The sequence below is a fragment of the Bacteroidia bacterium genome, assembly GCA_025056095.1.
Lineage (GTDB): Bacteria > Bacteroidota > Bacteroidia > JANWVE01 > JANWVE01 > JANWVE01.
In genome coordinates this window covers 1-1,872 of record JANWVW010000321.1, presented here as the reverse complement: position 1 = coordinate 1,872, position 1,872 = coordinate 1, and the positions used below count along the sequence as shown (strand labels likewise).

General features: G+C 35.4%; 2 protein-coding genes. One reads left to right on the top strand and one right to left on the bottom strand.

What is annotated here, in order from left to right:
• On the top strand, positions 1-197 hold a 197-nt coding region (locus NZ519_13795), incomplete at its 5' end, for a hypothetical protein (GenBank protein ID MCS7029826.1).
• 24 nt (positions 198-221) lie between these two features.
• Here the strand turns inward: NZ519_13795 and NZ519_13790 are convergent.
• Positions 222-1,754 carry a WG repeat-containing protein gene (locus NZ519_13790; GenBank protein MCS7029825.1) on the bottom strand — a complete coding sequence of 511 codons (1,533 nt, stop codon included), beginning with the start codon at positions 1,752-1,754 and terminating at the stop codon, positions 222-224.
• Positions 1,755-1,872: the final 118 nt, after the last annotated feature.

Here is a 1,872-nt window from a genome sequence, read left to right as displayed (position 1 = left end):
GTGAGGGGCATGGAGCATGCCGTCAGGCAGTGCGAAGCGTGAGCGTAGCACCGCAGCGCACGCGTAGTGCGGAATGCACCGACCCGAGCGCAGCAAGGGGCACGCCCAGAAAAATTCAAATCATAAAAACGACTATTAAATTCAGCATAACCCTACTTTATATCAAGATTCGAAAAAGTATTGAAAGATATCTTTAAATGTCTTTGAGATTTTTGCTAAAATCAATCTTCAAATTCATTACCATGCTTATCTACTTTATACCACTTATCATTTAATTTTACTACGGTTAAATCCTCATTAAATGCATAAGCCCAATCATATTTGCAGGGGATAACTTCTTTTCCTTCTTTGTTCACGTAGCCATATTTACCGTTGAGTTTTACTTTAGCTAAACCCTGGCTAAAATTCAAAGCATCATCGTATTTACACGGAACAACTTCCTCTCCATTTTGATTGACATAGCCATACTTGCCATTAAACTCTACTATAGCCAAACCTTCATTAAAACTCCAAATATTTTTATACTTGGAAGGAATAACCTCTTCTCCATTCTGATTGATATAACCATACTTTCCGTTCAATTCTACTTTGGCTAAACCTTGACTGAAAGGATAAATACAATCATATTTGCATGGAACAATCTCTTCTCCATTTTTATTAACATAGCCGTATTTACCTTTGAATTTTACTTTGGCTAAACCTTCCTCAAAAGCCTCTGCATCGTCATATTTGCAAGAGATGATTTGCACCCCATTTTGATTGATGTATCCATATTTATCATTTAATTTAACAATAGCTAAACCTTCTCTAAAGCTATAGCCTTGATCATATTTGCATGGAGTAACTTCCTTGCCATTTTGATTGATATATCCCCATTTACCGTTTAATTTCACTAAACTCAAACCCTCATTAAAATCATAAGCATCCTCATACTTGCAAGGAATAACTTCTTTTCCTTGTTTATTGACAAAACCATAATTACGGTTTAATTTTACCACAGCTAAACCTTCCTTAAAGTCCCAGGCACTATTATATTTACAGAAAATGACTTCCTCCCCGTTTTGATTCACAAAGCCGTACTTACGGTTAAATTTTACTTTGGCTAAGCCCTCTGCAAAATCCCAAGCGTTATCATATTTGCAAGGAATAATTTCCTTTCCTTGTTTATTGACAAAACCATATTTATGGTTCAATTTTACTACAGCTAAGCCCTCTGTAAAATCCCAAGCGTTATCATATTTGCAAGGGACAATTTCCTCTCCATTTTGATTGATGTATCCGTAGTTACCATTGAACTGTACCCTAGCTAAACCTTCGCTGAAACTCCAAGCGTCGTCATATTTACAGGGGATGATTTCTTTTCCTAGTTTGTTGATATAGCCATATTTATCATTTAATTTTACCGCAGCTAAGCCTTCTCTAAAATCCCAAGCCTCATCATATTTACAGGGGATAATTAGTTCCCCTTGCATATTGATGTATCCATATTTATTACTTAACTTACTTTTTAATTTTATTTTAGCTAAACCTTCACTAAAACTCCAAACCTCACTATACTTGCAGGGTATGACTTCTTCTCCAAATTGATTAACAAATCCATATTTACGGTTTATTTTTACTACGGCTAAGCCTTCTTTAAAGTCCCAAATTTCATCATACTTACAAGGCACAACTACTTTATTATCAATAGTGCAAATTCCCCATTTTCCTTGATCAGTGTAAAGAATAAGTTTGTTATCATTGTTTTTAGTCATAATGTGAAGATAACAAATAGTCCTATATTTCACAAATTCATGTCAAGTCCATTGAAATTATAGGTTAATAGTTTTTGGGCGTGCCCTTGCCCGAGTTTCGCTGCACTCATGCGGGCAA